20 protein-coding genes are annotated in these 18384 nt (G+C 64.7%); 5 read left to right on the forward strand and 15 right to left on the reverse strand.

The features are described 5' to 3' along the window. Positions 1–608: 608 nt before the first annotated feature. Genes dctA through P3C29_RS29150 form a run of 5 tightly spaced genes read right to left on the reverse strand, consistent with a single transcriptional unit; the run spans position 609 to position 5446 of the window. Positions 609–1907: a C4-dicarboxylate transporter DctA gene (gene dctA, locus P3C29_RS29130; RefSeq protein WP_275966094.1), complete on the reverse strand. Its 1299-nt coding sequence runs from the start codon at positions 1905–1907 to the stop codon at positions 609–611. Between the two features lie 49 nt (positions 1908–1956). After that, positions 1957–2898, reverse strand: coding sequence for a D-2-hydroxyacid dehydrogenase (locus P3C29_RS29135; RefSeq protein WP_275966069.1), 942 nt, complete (start codon positions 2896–2898; stop codon positions 1957–1959). Beyond that, the gene (locus P3C29_RS29140; RefSeq protein WP_275966070.1) at positions 2895–3278 is read right to left on the reverse strand and encodes a VOC family protein; all 384 of its coding nucleotides are present in this window, start codon (positions 3276–3278) and stop codon (positions 2895–2897) included. The genes P3C29_RS29135 and P3C29_RS29140 overlap by 4 nt, the downstream gene beginning before the upstream one ends. Then, complete coding sequence (locus P3C29_RS29145; protein WP_275966071.1) at positions 3275–4240, reverse strand: hydroxymethylglutaryl-CoA lyase; 966 nt, start codon at positions 4238–4240, stop codon at positions 3275–3277. Before P3C29_RS29145 ends, P3C29_RS29140 begins: the two co-directional genes overlap by 4 nt. Before the next feature lie 15 nt (positions 4241–4255). Beyond that, positions 4256–5446 carry a CoA transferase gene (locus P3C29_RS29150; RefSeq protein WP_201122948.1) on the reverse strand — a complete coding sequence of 397 codons (1191 nt, stop codon included), beginning with the start codon at positions 5444–5446 and terminating at the stop codon, positions 4256–4258. A gap of 117 nt (positions 5447–5563) precedes the next feature. On the opposite strand from P3C29_RS29150, the gene P3C29_RS29155 reads away from it, so the two are divergent. Continuing rightward, positions 5564–6466: a LysR family transcriptional regulator gene (locus P3C29_RS29155; RefSeq protein ID WP_201122947.1), complete on the forward strand. Its 903-nt coding sequence runs from the start codon at positions 5564–5566 to the stop codon at positions 6464–6466. On the opposite strand, the gene P3C29_RS29160 is transcribed toward P3C29_RS29155, so the two are convergent. After that, the gene (locus tag P3C29_RS29160; protein WP_201122945.1) at positions 6463–7347 is read right to left on the reverse strand and encodes a LysR family transcriptional regulator; all 885 of its coding nucleotides are present in this window, start codon (positions 7345–7347) and stop codon (positions 6463–6465) included. The genes P3C29_RS29155 and P3C29_RS29160 overlap by 4 nt on opposite strands. A gap of 104 nt (positions 7348–7451) precedes the next feature. On the opposite strand from P3C29_RS29160, the gene P3C29_RS29165 reads away from it, so the two are divergent. From P3C29_RS29165 to P3C29_RS29180, 4 genes are all read left to right on the forward strand, one after another. Beyond that, entirely contained in the window at positions 7452–8108 is a 657-nt protein-coding gene (locus P3C29_RS29165) for an RraA family protein (RefSeq protein WP_275966072.1), read from the forward strand. Beyond that, positions 8105–9334 (forward strand): pyridoxal phosphate-dependent aminotransferase, encoded by a 1230-nt coding sequence (locus P3C29_RS29170; protein WP_275966073.1) that lies wholly within the window; start codon positions 8105–8107, stop codon positions 9332–9334. Before P3C29_RS29165 ends, P3C29_RS29170 begins: the two co-directional genes overlap by 4 nt. Positions 9335–9430: 96 nt before the next feature. Beyond that, a complete protein-coding gene (locus P3C29_RS29175) occupies positions 9431–10768 on the forward strand; it encodes an MFS transporter (RefSeq protein ID WP_275966074.1) in 1338 nt (445 codons plus the stop codon). A 26-nt stretch (positions 10769–10794) separates the two neighbouring features. Further along, a complete protein-coding gene (locus P3C29_RS29180) occupies positions 10795–11457 on the forward strand; it encodes an RraA family protein (protein WP_010175397.1) in 663 nt (220 codons plus the stop codon). Between the two features lie 7 nt (positions 11458–11464). On the opposite strand, the gene gspD is transcribed toward P3C29_RS29180, so the two are convergent. Genes gspD through gspG form a run of 9 tightly spaced genes read right to left on the reverse strand, consistent with a single transcriptional unit; the run spans position 11465 to position 18370 of the window. Then, a complete protein-coding gene (gene gspD, locus P3C29_RS29185) occupies positions 11465–13672 on the reverse strand; it encodes a type II secretion system secretin GspD (protein WP_275966075.1) in 2208 nt (735 codons plus the stop codon). Next, a complete protein-coding gene (locus P3C29_RS29190) occupies positions 13669–14193 on the reverse strand; it encodes a general secretion pathway protein GspN (RefSeq protein ID WP_275966076.1) in 525 nt (174 codons plus the stop codon). The genes gspD and P3C29_RS29190 overlap by 4 nt, the downstream gene beginning before the upstream one ends. After that, on the reverse strand, positions 14190–14801 hold the full coding sequence (gene gspM, locus P3C29_RS29195; protein WP_275966077.1) for a type II secretion system protein GspM: 612 nt from the start codon (positions 14799–14801) through the stop codon (positions 14190–14192). The genes P3C29_RS29190 and gspM overlap by 4 nt, the downstream gene beginning before the upstream one ends. Next, positions 14776–15813: a PilN domain-containing protein gene (locus P3C29_RS29200; protein ID WP_275966078.1), complete on the reverse strand. Its 1038-nt coding sequence runs from the start codon at positions 15811–15813 to the stop codon at positions 14776–14778. Before P3C29_RS29200 ends, gspM begins: the two co-directional genes overlap by 26 nt. After that, positions 15810–16532 carry a type II secretion system protein GspK gene (locus P3C29_RS29205; protein ID WP_275966079.1) on the reverse strand — a complete coding sequence of 241 codons (723 nt, stop codon included), beginning with the start codon at positions 16530–16532 and terminating at the stop codon, positions 15810–15812. Before P3C29_RS29205 ends, P3C29_RS29200 begins: the two co-directional genes overlap by 4 nt. Continuing rightward, positions 16529–17149, reverse strand: coding sequence for a prepilin-type N-terminal cleavage/methylation domain-containing protein (locus P3C29_RS29210; protein WP_275966080.1), 621 nt, complete (start codon positions 17147–17149; stop codon positions 16529–16531). The genes P3C29_RS29205 and P3C29_RS29210 overlap by 4 nt, the downstream gene beginning before the upstream one ends. Further along, positions 17146–17517: a type II secretion system protein gene (locus P3C29_RS29215; protein WP_275966081.1), complete on the reverse strand. Its 372-nt coding sequence runs from the start codon at positions 17515–17517 to the stop codon at positions 17146–17148. The genes P3C29_RS29210 and P3C29_RS29215 overlap by 4 nt, the downstream gene beginning before the upstream one ends. Next, a complete protein-coding gene (locus P3C29_RS29220) occupies positions 17514–17945 on the reverse strand; it encodes a type II secretion system protein (protein WP_275966082.1) in 432 nt (143 codons plus the stop codon). The genes P3C29_RS29215 and P3C29_RS29220 overlap by 4 nt, the downstream gene beginning before the upstream one ends. Next, positions 17945–18370, reverse strand: a complete 426-nt coding sequence (gspG, locus tag P3C29_RS29225) for a type II secretion system major pseudopilin GspG (protein ID WP_201122922.1) — start codon at positions 18368–18370, stop codon at positions 17945–17947. Before gspG ends, P3C29_RS29220 begins: the two co-directional genes overlap by 1 nt. Positions 18371–18384: the final 14 nt, after the last annotated feature.

Here is an 18384-nt window from a genome sequence, read left to right on the forward strand (position 1 = left end):
ACTACCTGCGTTCGGCCAGCGTGGTTTAACGGGGCGCCTAAGATCAAGATCAAAAGCAGATCAACAGCACAGCGGCCTACAGGCCGGCTTGAGTGGTGTGAAGCAAAGGCAACATCAAGATCAAAATCTACAGCGGGCACGGTCAAATGTGGGAGCTGGCTTGCCTGCGATGGCCTCACCTCGGTGTACCTGAGAGACCGAGTTGTCTGCATCGCAGGCAAGCCAGCTCCCACAGAAAAGCAGAGCTGCATCAGTTTCAGATTTGGCTTTGGCTTTTGATCTGGCTTCTACCACTCAAGCCGGCCTGTAGGCCGCTGTGCTCTTGCTTTTGATCTTGATCTGGCTCTGACTGCCCCATTCAGCCCGAGGCCGAACGCAGGTGGTGCGGAGCGGGTAAACCGGCAGGACGCCGGTTTAGCCGCGCTGGGCCAAGGATGGCCCATCGCGGCGGCCCGCGGAGCATCGCCGGAGTGAGGGAACGCCGAGCCTAGGCGAGGCGCCGACAGGCGGGGCAGAGCCCTTTGCTTACTTTGGGGCTTTTCCAAAGTGAGTCGCTGTAAGAGCGAAACCATAAGTGGCCGTTACCTAACAAACGGATATACACCCAATCACACCCGCCCCTCCCTACCACACCCATCCCGCAACTGCGCCGCCAGCTTCCCCTCATCCAACGCCCCTTCCCACTTGGCAATAAACAGCGTCGCCACCCCATTGCCAATCACATTAATCAACGCCCCACCCTCAGAAATAAACCGATAAACCCCAAGCACCAACACCAACCCCGCCGCCGGAATCACATCCAGGCTGCCCAGCGTCGCCGCCAACGTAATAAACGCCCCACCCGTCACACTGGCAGCACCCTTGGAAGTCAGCAGCAAAATCAGCAACAACGTGACCTGGTGCCAAAGGTCGAGGGGAATATCCAACGCCTGGGCAATGAAAATCGCCAGCACCGTCATGTTGATGCAACTGCCATCCAGGTTGAAACAGTACCCCGACGGCACCACCAACCCCACCACCGATTTCTCACACCCCAGGCGCTCAAGCTTGCCCATCAACCGCGGCAACGCCGACTCCGAAGACGATGTCCCAAGCACCAGGAACAACTCATCACGAATGTACTTGAGAAACTGCCACAGACTGAACCCGGCCAACCGCGCCACCAGGTTCAACACCACAAACACAAAGAAAACCGCCGTCACGTAGTAGCAAATCAGCAAGTTCCCATAGGCCCCCAACGACCCCACACCATACTTGCCGATGGTAAACGCCATCCCCCCAAACGCCCCCAGCGGCGACACATACATGACAATCTTGACCATGCGAAAAAACGCCTGGGCCACCAGATCAATCAGGCTCAGCAACGGCTTGCCCGCCGCCCCCAGCATCTGCAAGGCGAACGCAAACAGGATGGAAATAAACAGCACCTGCAGGATATCGCCCTCGGCAAACGCCCCAAACACCGTGCTCGGCACGATATGCGTAAGGAACCCCACCACACTCTGCTCATGGGCCAGCTTGCTGTAGCCGGCAACTGCCTGGCCATCAAGGGTCGCCGGGTTGATGTGCATCCCCGCGCCGGGCTGCATCAGGTTGACGCCGATCAGGCCGATCACCAGCGCCAGGGTCGTGAGCACTTCGAAGTACAGCAGCGACTTGAAGCCGACCCGGCCGATGCGCTTGAGGCTCTGCATGCTGGCGATGCCGCTGACCACGGTGCAGAAGATGATCGGGGCAATCAGCATCTTGATCAGCTTGATGAACGTGTCGCCCAGGGGCTTCATCTGTTCGCCAACGCCAGGGTAAAAGTGCCCGACGATGATGCCCAGCAGGATCGCCAGCAGCACCTGCACATACAGGTGGCGCAGTACGCGGCGCAGGCGTGACGGGGATTTTTCCGAAATCATGCTTGTTATTGTTTTCATGAGTGGACCTTGTTGTGGGAGGGTGAAACCTCTACGACACGACGTTGATCAGGCTCCCGCTGTGGTAACCCTGAAGGTTGCCGAGGATGCCGTCGGCCAGCCGTTGCAGGCTGCTCTGGCTGGCCCAGGCCACGTGGGGCGTGACGATCAGGTTGGGATGCGGGCTGTTGAGCAAGGGGTGATCGGCCGGCGGCGGTTCCTGGCACAGCACATCCAGCGCGGTGCCACCCAGGCGGCCGCGCTCCAGTGCCGCGAGCACGGCGGACTCATCCACCAGCGGCCCGCGTGCGGTGTTGATCAGCAAGGCGCCGGGTTTCATCTGTGCACATTCAGCAGCGCCTATCAGGTGACGGGTGCGCTCGGTCAGCGGGCAATGCAGGGAAATCACGTCGCTTTGCGCCAGCACGGTTTCAAACGATTGGTAACCCTGGCGCACCGACGTCACGCCCCGGTGTTCAGCAAACAGCAGGCGCATGCCCAACGAACTTGCCAGGCGCGCCGTGGCCAGGCCAATCGCGCCTTTGCCGAAGATGCCCAGCACGCTGCCTTGCACATCCTGGATCGGCGCGCGGTGCACGCAAAAGTGTCGCGAGTCCGGCCAGTCCTGCCGGGCCGCACGCTGGTAGGCAAACAGCTGCCGGCGCAGGGCGAAGATCGAGGCGATTACCGATTCGGCAACGCTTTGCGCCGAATACGCCGGCACGTTGGACACCGTCACGCCGAAGTCGCGGCAGGCGGCCAGGTCGATGCAGTCGTAGCCGGTGGCCGCGACGCAGATGAAGCGCAGGTTCGGCAGTTGTTCCAGTTCGACGCGGCCAATGCGCACCTTGTTGGTGATCAGCACGTGGGCATGCCGGGACACGTCCACCACTTGATCAGCAGGCGTATCGGGGCGGTCTTGCCAGTCAGTGACCCAGGCCGGCGCGGGAATGTTCAGGGGCAGGCTGTCGCTGTCGAGGAACACCACGTTCATGGCTGTACCTGCTCGGAAATCTCGATCAGGTTGAGGTCCGGGTCGCGCACATACACCGAGCGGATCGGCCCGGTGGCGCCCGTGCGCATCACCGGGCCTTCGATGATTGGCCACTCGACCCTGGCCAGGTGCGCAATCACCTGATCCAGTGGAACCGAGGCGATAAAACACAAATCCAGCGCCCCCGGCACCGGCAAGTGCGCCTTGGGTTCGAACTCGTGGCCGCGCACGTGCAGGTTGATTTTCTGCTGGCCGAAGGCGAACGCCTTGCGCCCGCCGGCGAAGGTCTGCACCTGCATGCCCAGCACGCGCACGTAGAAATCCTCGGCGGCAACCGGGTCGAGGGTGGTGAGTACCAGGTGGTCAAGATGGTCGATCATGGGCGCAGCTCCAGGGTGTTGGCCACCTGCTTTTCCAGGCGGGCGACATGGGCGGGAATCGGGTGCAGGTCCAGGCGTTTGCCGGCCTTGAGGACCTGGCTGGGAATCTCGTGGCCGATCAGGTCGGGCAGTTGCCGGGCAACGGCCAGCACGCGGTCGAGGTCGACGCCGGTGCTGAAGCCCATCAGTTGCAGCATGTGCAGCAGGTCTTCGGTGCACACATTGCCGCTGGCACCCGGCGCGTAGGGGCAACCGCCGAGGCCGCCGAGTGATGAATCGAAGCGGTCAACCCCGGCGTCGATGGCCGCCAGGGCGTTGGCCAGGGCCATGCCACGGGTATTGTGAAAATGCAGGGTCAGTTGCAGCGCCGGGAACCGCTCACGCACAGCCCGGGACAGCGCCTCGACCTGGCTCGGGTAGGCCATGCCAGTGGTGTCGCACAAGGTCACGCCACGGGCACCCAATTCCGCGAAGCGCTCGACCCAATGCAGCACCTCCCCCACCGGTACATCGCCCTGCATCGGGCAGCCAAACACCGTCGACAGCGACACATTGATCGCCACCGGGCCCTTGGCGCCGATCACGCTGAACACTTCGCGCAGTTGAGCGAACGACTGCTCGCGGCTCATGCGCAGGTTGGAGCGGTTGTGGGGTTCGCTGACCGACATCACCAGGTTGGCTTCATCAATGTTGCACGCCAGCGCCCGCTCGGCGCCACGCACGTTGGGCACCAGCACGGTGTACTCCACTGCGGGGTTGCGGCGGATGCCGTGCATCACCGCTTCGGCATCCCGCAACGCGGTGATGGCCTTGGGCGAGGTAAACGAGGTGACTTCGATCTTGGCGAAACCGCACTGGCTGAGGGCGTCGATCATGGCGATCTTGTCGGCGGTCTCGATAAACCGTGCTTCGTTCTGGAAGCCGTCACGGGTGGCGACTTCCTGCAAAAACAGGCGTTGCATGGCTGTTCCTCCGGTTCAAATAATGCCGCGCTGGCGCCAGTCGGCTTGCTGCGCGGGGGCGATGCCGAGGCCGTCGAGGATCTCGGTGGTGTGCTGGCCCAGGGTGGGCGCCGGGTGCATGACGCGGCCCGGGGTGGTGCCCAGCTTGGGCACGATGCCGGGCAAGGTCACCGGCGTGCCGTCGCCAAGCACGCTGTCGAGGAGCATGTCGCGGGCCCGGTAATGCGGGTCGTGGGCGATGTCGGCGGCGGTGTAGATCTTGCCGGCGGGGATGCGCGCTTCGGTGAGGATCGACAGCACTTCTTCCAGCGGCAGGTGTGCGGTCCATTGGGAGATGGCGGCGTCGATGCGTTCAACCTGCAACACCCGGCCGTCGTTCTGCGCCAGCGCCGGGTCGGCGGCCAGGTCGGGTCGACCGATGACCTCCATCAGGCGCTGATAGATGCTGTCGCCATTGCCCGCGATCAACGCAAAACCGCCGTCGCGGCAACGGTACGCATTGGTCGGCGCAATGCCCGGCAAGCTGCTGCCGGCGGGTTCGCGCACGGCGTTGAACACCGAGTATTCGGGCAACAGGCTTTCCATCATGTTGAACACCGACTCGTACAGCGCCACGTCGATCTGCTGGCCTTCGCCGCCGTTCTGGTCGCGGTGCCGCAGGGCCAGCAGGATGCCGATCACCCCGTGCAACGCCGATAGCGAGTCGCCAATGGAAACGCCCACTCGCACCGGCGTACGCCCCGGCTCGCCGGACAGGTGGCGCAGGCCGCCCATGGCTTCGCCGATCACGCCGAAGCCGGGTCGGTCCCGATAAGGGCCGGTCTGGCCGTAGCCGGAGACCCGCAGCATGATCAACTTAGGGTTCAGCGCATGCAGCGTGTCCCAGCCCAGGCCCCAGCTTTCCAGGGTGCCGGGGCGGAAATTTTCGATCAGCACATCGGCGTCGGCCACCAGTTGGCGCACCACCTGCTGGGCCTCGGCCTGGCGCAAATCAAGGGTCAGCGAGCGTTTATTGCGTGATTGCGCGGCCCACCATACAGACGTGCCGTCGTGCAGCAGTCGCCATTTGCGCAGCGGGTCGCCGGTCACCGGCGGTTCGATCTTGACCACCTCGGCGCCGAATTCGCCGAGCATCTTGGCGGCAAAGGGTCCGGCAATCAGTTGACCCAGCTCCACGACCTTGAGACCTTGCAGCGGTAAGCCCATGACGTTTTCCGTTCTTGTTGAGTGCGTGTGCCCTGGATAATCGACACAAACCGGGCGGATGAAAATTTCGGATTTCGCCACTATCCTTTCCAGATTGGAAACCCTCGGACTCCCTTGATGATCAATCCCCTGCATTTCGACCTGCTGTCCCTGCGCTTGCTGATCTTCGCCGCCGAAACCGCCAACCTCACCCGCGCCGCGGAAAAGGCCAACATGACCGTCTCGGCCGCCAGCAAGCGCCTGGCCGAACTGGAGCGCACCACCGAATGCCCGCTGTTCGTGCGCCTGCCACGGGGGCTGGAGCTGACGGCGGCGGGACAAGGCATGGTTGGACACGCAAAAATCATCCTGGAAGGCGTCAACCGCATGGCCTGCGACGCCAGTGACTACGCGGTGGGGGTGCGCGGGCATGTGCGGCTGTTCGCCAACACGTCGGCGGTGGTGCAGTTCCTGCCGGACGACCTGGCGGCGTTCCTGCGGGACAACCCCCACGTGCGCATCGGCCTGGAAGAAGCCCTCAGCGAGCCGATCATCCAGGCGGTGGAAAGTGGCCGCGCCGATATCGGGATCTTTGCCGATAACGTCCCGGCCGAGGGGCTGTACAAGCTGCCGTACCGTGAAGACCGGCTGGTGTTGCTGGTGCCTGTGGGCCATGCGCTGGCGGCGCAGCGCTGCGTTTCTTTCAGCGACACCCTGGGTTTTGACTACGTGGCCCTGAATCAGGGCAGCTCGCTGCTGCGCCGGATCACCGACGCCGCCGCGAGCGCCGGCAAGGTGCTCAAGGTGCGGATCCAGGTCAGCAGTTTCGACGGGATCTGCCGGATGATCGAAGCCGGGCTGGGCATCGGTATCCTGCCGTTGTCATCGGTGCGTGACGAATTGCTGGGCAGCCGGTTGATCGCGGTGGAACTGGACGACGACTGGGCGCAGCGCACCCTGTTTGTCGGGGTCAGCAGCCAGGCGCAGTTGGCACCGGAAGCAGCAAAGCTGTTCGAGTACCTGAGCCAGCGCAACCCTTAGCGAAACCGCGCGATCACCGCCTCCACCACCGGGTTAGGGCGCTGGGTGTTCCAGGCGATGGCCGTGGTGACGACATTGAGTTTCTGGCTCAACCCGCGAAACACCACATTGGCCGGGGCCAGTTTTTTCAGCGACGCCGGCACCAGCGCAATGCCCTGCCCATAGCTGACAAAGGCGATCTGCGAGGCCACCGAACGCACCTCATGCAGCACCCGTGGGGAAAAACCGCTGGCGCGGCAGGTGGCGATCAGGTTGTCGAAATACACCGGGCTGACATTGCGCGAGAACATCACCAACGGTTCATTGGCCAGGCTCGACAGGCTGATGCGCGTGCGGCTCGCCAATGGGTGATCGGTCGGCAAGGCCACCACCAACCGGTCTTCCGTCAGCGGCAGCGACTGCACCGAGGCGCCCAGGTCGCCGTCCAGACGGGCGAAGGCCAGGTCGATGTCCCCCGCTTCCAGCGCCGGCAGCGCCTCGACGCTGTCGATTTCCCGCACCGACACCGTGAGCTGGGGGTAATCGAGTTTCAGTTGTTCGATCAGGCCGGGCAACACATCGAACATCGCCGTGGAGATCGCGCCAATGGTCAACATCCCCGACTGCCCCGCCACCGCTTCCTCCACCGCAAGCTCCAGGCGCTCCAGTTGCTCGGCGAACTTGCGCACCGCCGGCAGGATCGCCGCGCCCACCGGGGTCAACTGGGCCCCGCGTCGCGAGCGGTCGAACAGTTTGACCTTGAGCGCCTGCTCCAGCACCTGGATCTGCTCGCTCAGAGGCGGCTGGGACATGCCAAGGCGCTTGGCGGCGCGGCCGAAGTTCTGCTCTTCGGCCACCGCGAGGAACAGCCAGAGGTGACGAATCAGGCGAAAGTTGATCATGGTTTTATCCATAGGTTAAGCGTATGCAAGGCTTCTGTACTTCGTAATATACCTATCAAAGCGACTCGCTGACACTGGCCGCCTCCGTCACCCGAGGCTTGCCCATGACCGCTGACCACTTGCTCGACCGCCTGGCCGCACTGGACACCAACACCGTGTCCGACGCCCTCGACTTCCTCGGCCTGCCCGGTGCTACCGTAGGCCTGCGCCCGCTGTGGAACTGCCCGAAGATCGTCGGTCGCGCCAGTACCGTATTGCTCGGCCCCAAGTCCGACGCGGCCCCCACGGTGCACCTGATCACGCCGGTGATCGAACAGGTGGAGAGCCGCGACCGGGTGCTGGTGATTGCCGGCGGCATCGAGGGCATTTCCTGCTGGGGCGACATCATCGCCAACGCGGCGTCGCGCAAACACATACGCGGCACGGTGATCGACGGGTTCAGCCGTGATATCGACGGTAGCGAGGCCATCGGCTACCCGGTGTACGGGCGCGGCGTGACCATGATCAGCGCACGCAACCGCGTGGTGCAGCTCGATGCCGGCGTGCCCCTCAGCGTTGCGGGCGTCAGCGTCAGCGAGGACGACTATGTGATCGCCGATGTGTGCGGCACGGTGTTCGTGCCCCAGGCGATGATCGAAAAGGTCCTGGACCTCGGCGAGCGCATCGCCCGCCGCCAGGACGGCATGGTGCAGGCGGTGCGCAGCGGGCGCTCGGTGGTCGAGGTGATGCACGACGCACAGTTCGAGGCGATCACCCAATGAGCCCCGATATCCAGCGGCTCAACCCGCGCCTGGCCAGCGCGCAACCGTCTGCCACCTATCGCATCATGGACCGCGTGGCAGAACGCCGGGCGCAAGGTGCACAGATCATCTCGCTGTGCGCCGGCGAGCCGGATTTCGATACGCCGGCGCACATCCGCGAAGCCGCGATCCAGGCCATTGAAAACGGCCATACCCGCTACACCCAGGTGGCGGGTGCCCGCGCCCTGCGCGAAGCGGTGGCGGCGAAGTTCCGGCGTGAAAACGGCCTGGACGTGTCCTGGCAGGATACCCTCGTGTGCAACGGCGGCAAACAGGTGATCTACAACGCCCTGGCGGCCACCCTCAACGACGGCGACGAGGTGATCGTGCCCGCGCCGTACTGGGTCAGCTACCCGGAGATGGTGCAGCTGTGCGGCGGCGAAGCGCGCATCGTCACCTGTGGGGCCGACAGTGGGTTCAAGCTGACAGCCGAGGCGCTGGCCACGGCGATCACCCCGCAGACCCGCTGGCTGATCCTCAATTCGCCCTCCAACCCGACGGGTGCGGTGTACAGCGAGGACGAGTTGCGGGCACTCGCAGCGGTGTTGTTGGCCTACCCGCAGGTGCTGATCCTCGCCGATGACATCTACGAGCACCTGATCTTCGACGGCCAGCCATTTCACACCCTGGCCCAGGTTGAACCGCAGCTGGCATCGCGCACATTGACCATGAACGGTGTGTCCAAGGCCTACGCCATGACCGGTTGGCGCATCGGTTTCGCCACCGGGCCGCGCTGGTTGCTGGAGGCCATGGAAAAGCTGCAAGGCCAGCAAACCTCCGGCGCCTGCTCGATCTCGCAACAGGCGGCCCTCGCTGCACTGGAAGGCCCCAAGGACTTCATCCGCGACAGCCGCGTGGCGTTCCAGGCGCGTCGGGATTTGATGGTCGACCTGCTGAACGACACCCCGGGCCTGGGGTGCATCCGCCCCGCCGGCGCGTTTTATGCGTTTGCCTCCTGCGCGGCGCTGATCGGGCGTACCTCGGCGGGCGGGCGCGTGCTGCACAGCGATGAAGAGGTGGCCCTGGCGCTGCTCGATGAGGCCAATGTGGCCGTGGTCCACGGCAGCGCCTTTGGCCTGGGGCCGTACCTTCGCATCGCCTATGCCCTGGATGATGCCTCGTTGCGCCAGGCGTGCGAGGCAATCCGCGGCTTCTGCAGCAGCCTGCTGACTGAAGAGGAAAAGTGATGAATTCACATAAATAAATATCGCTAATGGTGGCGTTCGGCCCTTCATAAGATTAGGGCCGAACAGGACAACACTCACAACAACAAGGTCCGCCCCATGTCTATGCCTGAAGTCATAAAACCCGCTGTGCGCAGCCAATACCGCTGGGTGGTTGCGGCGCTGATTTTCCTGATCTACACGGTGGCCGCGGCCGACCGGGCCAATCTCGGCGTGGCGCTGCCGTTTATTCGCCAGGAATTTGAAATGAGCAACGCCCAGGCCGGCGGTCTCGTCAGCCTGTTCCTGCTGGCTTACGCCCTGGCGCAACTGCCTTCGGGCTTTGCCTTCGGCCGCTTTGGCGTGAGCCGCATCCTCCCGGGAGCCATGGTGCTGACCTCGTTGCTGACCGGCCTGGTGGGCACCGCCAGCTCACTGCTGGCGCTGAAACTCTATCGCCTGGGGCTGGGCGTCGCCGAGGGCCCGTTGCCCATCAGCATGACCACCACCATCAACAACTGGTTTCCGGCGCGGGAAAAAGGTACTGCGTCGGGGATCTTTCTCTCGGCGGTGAAGTTCGGGCCGGTGATCGTGCCGCCGCTGTGTGCCGTGATCATTTCGGTGTGGGGCTGGCGCGAGATTTTCTACTTCTTTGCCATCCCCGGCATCGTGCTGGCAGTGGTCTGGTACTTCCTGGTCGCCGACCACCCGTCCCGCAGCCGCTTCGTCAATCAAGCCGAACTCCAGTACATCGTCGAAGACACGGCAATCACCCAGACCGCCCGCGTGCACAAGACCCCGGCCTGGGTGGAAAAGCTCGACCGGATGATTCGCACCCGCGATGAAAAGCGCCTGGAAACCAACCGCGAGGTGTTCAAATCCTGGAACGTCTGGGGCTGCGCCACCAGCTATTGCTTCCAGCTCGGCGTCTCCAGCGTGCTGCTGGCATGGATCCCGACCTACCTGATGACGGTCAAGCAGTTCTCGATCATGAACATGGGCCTGGTCTCGGCAGCGCCCTGGGTGGGTGCGGTGCTGGGCAACCTGCTGGGTGGCTGGTGCTCCGACCGCCTGATGGGCGGGCGCCGCAAGCCGGGCATGCTGCTGTCGGCGGTCGGTACCTCGTTGATGATGTACCTGCTGATCAACTCACCGGCCGAGCCCCTGCCCTATGGCTTGCTGCTGATGCTGACCGGCGTGGTGTTGAGCCTCGGCTTCTCCTCCTACATGGTCTACCCGATGGGCCTGACCACCAAGAAGACCTTCCCGATCTCCAACGCCATCGTGAACATGATCGGCCAGCTCGGCGCCGCTGCAACGCCCTTCATCACCGGCCTGCTGCTGGACAACTACGGCTGGAACTACGTGTTCGCCTGGCTGGCGATCGGCTCGTTCATCAGCTTCATCATCTTGCTGACCATCGCCGAGCCGCGCCCGGCCTCCCCCCACCCGAACTGATTTGTCACCACCACAAGGAGTTACCCATGTCGCCCCAAGACCAAGAATTGGTTGCCCTGTTTGCAGGCCTGGACACCCCGGGCGTGTCCGACGCCCTGGACAAACTCGGCCTGCCCGGCCAATGCCTGGGGATCATGCCCCTGGACAACTATCGCCAGGTGGTGGTCGGCCCGGCCTTCACCGTGCGCTACGTCAGCGCCAGCACCCCGCCGGGCACCGTCGGCGACTTTGTCGATGACGTGGCCGAAGGCGATGTGGTGGTGATCGACAATGACGGGCGCACCGACTGCACCGTGTGGGGCGACATCATGACCCAGTACGCCGGCAGCCAGCGGATCGCCGCGACCGTGATCGATGGCGTGTGCCGCGACGTGAGCAAGGCGCTGGGCGACGGCTACCCGTTGTTCACCAAGGGCCGGTTCATGCGCACCGGCAAGGACCGGGTTGAAGTGGCGTCGGTGAACCAGCCCGTTTCCATCGGCCAGGCCCGCGTATGCGCCCGGGACATCGTGGTCGCCGATGCCAACGGCGTGGTGATCGTGCCCCGCGAGCGCGCCCATGAAGTGGCGGCCTGCGCGCGCTCGATTGAAGCGGTGGAAGCGCGTATCCGGGCGCTGCTGGATGAAGGCAAATCGCTGCGCGAAGCGCGGGCAGCGCTGGGCTATCACACCCTGCAACGCAAGGGCTGACACACCCTTAGTTGGCCGGTCGCAACAGCTGCATCTGCTGGCGGTAGTCATCCGTCACCTGCCGCGACTGGCCGCTGCTGGTAATCACCCGGGGCGTGATCAGCACGATCAATTCGGTGCGGTCTTTTGATTTGCTGGTGTTGCCAAACAACCAGCGCAGCCCGGGGATTTTCCCCAGGTAGGGCACGGCGCTGACACTCTCGGCGTTGTCCTGCTTGATCAGCCCGCCGAGCAACACGGTCTGGCCGCTTTGCACCGCCACCTGGGTCGACACCGAGCGCGTGGAGATCCGCGGGTTGTTGGGCGTATCGCTGCTGTTGGTGGTCGGGTTCTCGGCGTCGCTGACCTGCTGCTGAATGTCCATATACACCAGGCCGCCCGGGTTGATGCGCGGCACCACGTCCAGAATCACCCCGGTCTGCACGTATTCGACGCTGCTCAACGTGGTGTCGGAGTTGCCGGTGTTGACCGTGGTCTGGCTGATGGGGATGTTGTCGCCCACCTGGATCTGCGCCGGCTGGTTGTTCATCACCACCAGCGACGGCGCCGACAGCACTTGGGTGCGGCCATTGGTTTCCAGGGCGTGCAAGGCCACTTGCAGGTTGGAGCTGACGAAGGAATAGAACAGCGAATCGGCGCCCAACCCCGCCCCGCCACCGCCCAGCGCGCCCTGGCTGCCGGGGGTGTTGGCTACCGTGGTGCTGGTGGAATTGCCCGCCAGCCGCCCCAGGTACCATTGCACCCCGAGGTCCAGCTCGCCGGTGAGTTTGACTTCGAGGATGCGCGTCTCGATCTGCACTTGCAGCGGCGGGTTGTCGAGGCGCTTGATCGCCGACTCGATTTCCTTCCACTGCACGGGGCGGGTGCGCACCAGCAACTGGTTACTGCTTTTTTGCGCGGTGATCCGGGTGCCGGCGTCGAGGCTTTTGGTGGCCGCGCCCTGCTCCGCACCGTCACTGTCTTCGCTGGCGGCCGGGGCCGGGTCTTCAGCCTCTTTGGCGGGCGGGTTATTGCCGCTGTTGTCCAGGCCACCCGGGGTGCTGCCACCGGTGTTGAGTGACGACAAGGTTGCGGTGCGCAACCCCGGCGCCACCTTGGCCGGGGTGTCGTCCTTGATCGCGCCGGTGCCGTAGATTTGCCGCAGGTACTTGGCGAGGTCGGTGGCCTTCATGTTGCGCACGTCGTAGACGTACATCTGCGGTTCGTTGCCGCCGCCTTCGTCGATGGTGTGAATCCAGTCGCCGACTTCGCTGAGGTACTGCGGCTGGGACGAGATCGCCACCACCGAGTTGGTCCGCTCAATCGGCAAAAACCGCACCATGCCCGCCAGGGGCATGCCGCTGTCGGGGCCGAACATTTTCTGCAGTTCGGGCATCAACTCGGCCACCGAGGCCCGTTGCAAACCGAACACCCCCACCGACATGCCTTTGAGCCAGTCGACGTCAAAGGTGTCGATGGTGTCCTGGTAGTTGGCCAACTCATCCGGCGTGCCGGCCAGGCTCAGCACATTGCGCGCCGGGTCCACCAGCAGGAACGCGTTTTCCCGGGCGAACGGCTTGAGCAGTTTCTGCATTTCCGTGGCCGAGATATAGCGCAGCGGAAACAGCCGCGCCGAGAGCCCGCTGGAAGGCTGGGACACGCTCATTTCCGGCACCAGCTTGCCCGCCACGGCCTGGTTGGCCGGCAGGATCACGTAGCGCTGGCCCTGGCGGATCATTGCGTTATCGGTCCACGACAGCAGGGTTTCGAGGATCGACAACGCCTGCTGCTTGTTCACCGGTTTTGAGGTGGAAAAGCTCACGTTGCCCTTCACGCCCTGGGCAATGCTGTAGTTCTCGTGCAACAGGTCGCCCATCACGCTGTTGATCACCGCTTCAATCGGCTGGTCGGCGAAGTTGAACACGATGTCGCCACTGGCCTCATCCTTGACCGCAGGCGCCGGCGCGGGCGCGGGCTGGCGCACAAACTGCTGGTTGCCGCGAATCAACTGGCGCTGGGGCGGCGTGGGCGTCCGGGATTGGCGACTGTCAGCAGCAGGCGGCTCGCTGGCCGGGTCCACGGGCGGTCGTTGTGAGCCAGTGCCCTGCATCGCCTCGTGAAGCAAGGCGTCGTCCGGGTCGAGGTGATCGGGGAGTGACCCACAGCCGCCCAGGGAGACGGCAGTGGCCAGGCAAAACACAGTGGTGCGCAAGGCGCCGGGGCAAGTATCGATCAAGGGGCGGGCTCGTGAGGAAGGGAAATCGGTGGCGTGGTGGACGGCGGCGGCAAACGCGGGACACTGAGGCTCAGGACCTGCGTGCATCCATCCAGCACAAAACGGGCGTGCAACGGTGTCAGGTGTTCCAGGCGCCAGCCATTGGGCAAGGTCTGGCCCTGATGGACTTTGAGTGGCGGGCCTTCCGCTCGCGTGAACAGCGCGACCCGCAGGTCGCCGTCCAGCAGCACACCGCTGAGCTTCAGGCTCGACAGGCTGGAAATCTCGGCCTGGCCAACGGCGGCATCGGGGCTGCGGTCGGGGCTGAACAGCGGCGCCTGCCAGGTGCCGGCGAGGCTTTCCAGGGTCGCGCTCGGGGCGACAAGCACCTTGGCCGAGGCAGTGGCGCGCGCTGTGCCGGCAGACTCATCCAGCCACTGCGGCGCATCGCCGATGCTGCTCAGGATGCCCACCATCAGCAGGCCCAGCAGCCCGGCCACACCGAGCAAGCCCCACTCCAGCGGGCGCAATGCATTGATCATCGGCGGGCCTGCGTGGCGATTGCCGGTTGCAGATAACCGCGCACCAGCAGGTGCACCACCAGCTTTCCGGCGCCACCGCTGGCCGGGGCATTCGGCCCGCGACGGATGCTCATTTCATCCACGAACAGGAACGGCCGCTGGTACTCCAGTTCATGCAGGATTGCGGTCAGGGGCTCGATGGCGCAGTTGAGGGTCAGGCTGACTTTTACCTGGCGATAGGGCTCGGTGTCGTCCTGCTCCGGGGTGATGGGCATGCGCTGGGTCAGGCTGCACCCGCCGCCGAGGCTGGCGCGGCGGCTGATCAGGTCGGCGATGCGCTGCATCAGGTCGGCCGCCACGGCGCTGGGGTCATCCCCGGGCAACAGGCTGGTGCTGCTGGCCGGGTCCTGGCGGGCTTGCTCCAGTTGCTCGCGCAAGGCGGCGCCCTGGTGCAGCAGTCCGGCGTAGCGTTGCTGTCGTTCGCGCAGCTGTTCGGCTTGCTCGCCCATGGCACGCAATGGCCCGGCGAACCAGCTGTCGATCAGCAGCCAGTAAGCGCTGCCGAGCACCAGCGCCAGCACCAGCAAGGCCGCGCCGCGACGTTCACGGGGTGTCAGTGGTCGGCGCATCGGCGGCCTCCTGGTGCAAGTGGGCGCTCAAGGAAAACTGATCCTTGCCGGTTTGCGCATCGGGTTGGATCACCCCTTCGAACTGGGCGTTTTCGAGGCTGTGACAGGCCTTGATCCGGGTGATCAAGGCACTCGCCTTGGCGCTCTGCCCGGAGAAGGAAACGTCGGCGCCGTGGTTGACGTCCAACTGGTCGATCCAGGTGTCGACGGGCAGGCACGCGGTCAGTTCATTGAGCAGTGCAGCCAGCGGCGGTTGTGCCGACTTGCGGCGAATCAGGTACTGCGCGGCGCCACGGGTGTTGAGCAATTGCTGGCGCAGGCGCTGGTTCTCCGCGACCTGGGCTTTTTGCTGCTGCACCTGCTCATGCATGACGTCGAGCACCCGCTGGCGGTCGTTGAGCCACAGCAGCATCGCCGCAATCAGCAACGCGCCGCACAGCCACGGCAAGCTGCGTTGCAAGCCCTTCCCGGCCGGGCGCTGGCGGGGGCGGAGCGGAGCCGGCAGCAAATCGATGCCCATTGCGTTCACATCCACCGCGTGGGGCTGCAAGCCGAGGCCGGCGCAGTCCACCAGGATCTGGTCCAGACGCGCTCGCAGGATCGCCACCAGGGTCACCTGCACGTGCGTGGCGGTGCGCCGCTCCTGACGGGCCACGAAGTACAACTGCCCGGCCTCGAACGGGGTAAAGCGGTCCAGCTCGTAACCCACCACCGTCGACAGGTTGCGCGCCGCCGCCAGGGGCAACTGCAAGGTTTGCAGCAGCACCGCCGACGGCGCAAGCACCAACACCTGGCGCACTTCGCCGGGGGGCTTGGCCACCGGCTCGGTCAAGGGCCAGTGGTAGCGGTGCTCGGGGATGTCGTGGAGCGACAGCCACGCCGGCAGGCAGCCACGCAGCTCCTTGAGCCACAGCCGCCAGCCCAATTGCAGCAAACTGCCGTGCCAGCGCCGGGTGAGCGGTGCTGCCAGCTGTTGAAGGCGCGCCACGGGCGCTGAAAAGTCTGGATTCATTCTTGCCAACGCAGCACCCGATAAGGTTGTGCGCTTCCCTCCGATGGGCTCAATAACACGGTGGTGCGTAACCGGGCGTGGTAACCGCCGGGGCGTTGCGCGCGGCTGTCGATCACCAGCACGTCACCGGGGTCGGCGCCCACCGCGCTCTGCCGTGGCAGGTCCAGGGCGTGGCGCATCAACGGGCTGGCGAAGGCGGGATCGGGCCGGTCCAGGCCACTCCACAGGCTGATTTCCGGAGCGAGCCGGCTGTACAGCGCCTGGGTCATGCCAGGCAATTGCCGCACTTCCTCCACCACCCGGAACGGTGCCAGGCCTTCGTTGCGCCGCGCCTCCAGGTCCTTGGCCAGCCGGTTGGCCTGAGCCTGGGTGGCGCCGCAGGCCAGGGCCAGGCGGGCAAAATCGGTGGGCTCGGCGCTGTTCAAATACAACTTGCCGCGCTCGCTGTGCAGGCTCACCTGCAACTGCGCGTCATCAAATACCAGGGGTATTTCCCGGCCATCGGCAATCCACTGTTTACGCTGCAAGGGATCGGCCAGCGCCTGCAGGGCCAACGCCACGCCCGCCTCCGCCGCCAGCAGCGCCTGGGTGTGCTGGCGATGCCACAGGGCCTGGCGAGTCTCCAACTGCACCCAACCGGCCAGGCCGCCCAGCAGCAGACTGAGCAACGCCAGCACCCACAGCACCAGCAGCAGTGCAACGCCGCGCTGGTGCTTCATTCGCCTGCCCCCGCACTGGAGAGATTCAGCCGCAGGGCGACCACCTGGGTCACCCACGGCACCGGCCCGTTGACCCGCGCCGCAATGCGCACCGCGTACGGCAGGCGCTTGGTCCACGGCCAGTCATTGATCCAGCCCGTGGCCTGGCCCTTGGGCGACACGCCGCGATAGCTGAATTGCAGGGTCTCGACGTTCCTCAGCAACACCTGCGGTTCACTGCGGGTGGCCGGCACACTCACCTGGGCACTGGACTCAAACCGCGCGAACGCCACCTGCAACTGGCGCTCCGCCAACTGCAAGGTGAAGCGCTGGATGCCGCCGCCGAGCACGCCCGGCAAGGTCGCGACGAATTGCAGGCGCTGGGCAGAGCCGACGAAAAAGCCGTTGGTCTGGCTGTCGTCCTCGGTCACGTCCAGGGGCAGCGCCTCGCTGATGGTTGTGCGCAGGAACTGTTGGGCGGCGCGCATTTCATCCAGGCTGACGGTGTAGCGCTGGGCCTTGAGCACGGCGCGGTTGGCGCCCAGCAACGCGCCGCCCACCAGCACCAGCAACACGCCCAGCAAGCCGAGCACAACCAGGATTTCCAATAAGGTAAAGCCCTGTTGACGCTGATTCACAGGCCGGCCCCGTCGGTGGCGGCGCGCAGCTTCAAGGTGCTGAACCGCGCCTGGCGCCGGGCCTCGCTGACGGTCAGGTCGAGCCGAAACAAGCGCGGCTGACCGATACCGGTCGGCTGCTGGGCGATGGTCAGTTGCCAATCGATACCCTCGTCCAGGTGTCCCTGGCGTGTGCCGCTGGACAGCGGGCCCGACGCTTCCTGATCCATCACGCTCAACGCGGCATGGGTCAGACGGTCGCTGTGGGCCACCTGCAACAACGCGCGCGCGCTCTGGCCGAATGCGACCAGCAACACCGTGCTGCAGATCGCCATAAGGGTCAGTGCGGCGAGCATCTCCAACAAGGTAAAACCCGACTGGCGATTCATCGCACTGCCTCGGACTGCACGCTGCCCGTCAGCCAGCCAATATCGATGCGCCAACGCCGCGTGCCATTGGCCAACAAGAGGTTGCCGCCGGTGGAACTGCCGTCGGGGTAAAACTCCACTGCCGAGCCTGCATGCTCGGCGGTGTGCAGGGTCACGTGCAGGTCGGCCGGCCAGTGCCTGGCAGGTCGTCCCGGCGCCTGGAAGCTCAGGTGAGCCAAGTCAAATACGGTTTTGGCCGGCACGCCGCCGATAACGGCCCGCGCCCGCGTGCTGCGCAAGGCATCGACGATCTGCCCGACCGCCTGGCGCTCTTTGGCAACCTGCAGGCCCTGTTGCAGGCCAAATCCCACCAACCCGGCGGCGATGCTGATCAAGATGATCACCACCAGCATTTCCAGCAGGGTAAAACCACGTTGGAGGGCAGGCATTATTCCCAGTTGCCCAGGTCGGCGCTGTAGCCTTCGCCGCCGGGCTGGCCGTCCTGACCGTAGAAGATCAGGTCGAAGGCGCCATGTTCACCCGGAAAGCGGTAGCCAAAGGCATGGCCGAACGGGTCCTTGAGGTCTGAAGGTTTGGCGTATGGCCCGGCCCAGCCGGCGGTGTTGCCGGGCTTGTCGACCAGTTGCTGCAAGCTGTTGGGCGGCGAACCGACGTCCAGGCCGTAGCTCTCGATCTTCATGCTCAGGCTGGCCAGTTGCGCCTTGCCTGCGCCGTATTTGCCCTTGTCGACGTTACCGCCCACCTGGCGCACCACGATGGTGGCGACGATGCCCAGCAGCACGATTACTGCGAGCATTTCCAGCAAGGTGAACCCGCCTTGACGGCGGGCGGGTTTGAAACGGGTATGGCGCATCGACTTGCTTCCTT

Origin of the sequence: Pseudomonas sp. 1912-s (genome assembly GCF_029269205.1) — a bacterium.
GTDB lineage: Bacteria > Pseudomonadota > Gammaproteobacteria > Pseudomonadales > Pseudomonadaceae > Aquipseudomonas.